Source organism: Gemmiger formicilis (assembly GCF_016901605.1).
GTDB classification, from domain to species: domain Bacteria; phylum Bacillota; class Clostridia; order Oscillospirales; family Ruminococcaceae; genus Gemmiger; species Gemmiger formicilis_B.
Genome location: NZ_JACJKP010001045.1, coordinates 1 through 216 on the forward strand (window position 1 = coordinate 1; position 216 = coordinate 216).

General features: G+C 54.2%; 1 pseudogene. It reads left to right on the forward strand.

The annotated features are described in order from the left end of the window. Positions 1–21 precede the first annotated feature (21 nt). A pseudogene (locus tag H6B10_RS17695) lies at positions 22–216 on the forward strand (hypothetical protein); the annotation flags it as partial.

Consider the following 216-nt stretch of genomic DNA (forward strand, 5'->3'; position numbering starts at 1 on the left):
TAAGTTACACAAGGAGGGCCTATGTCACCACGAAATCGAAAAGATCTGACCCAGCGGCTGGAAACCGTTATCAAAACACTGATTCCGCAGCGCGGACAAAGTGCCGATGAACTTTGGCCGGTGGCGGGAAACTGCCATTTTGGGTATACCGGCGGTAAATCAGTTTCAGCTGCCGGTCCTTGGCTGCGCCCGGCAAATGCAGGATACAGACCGGGT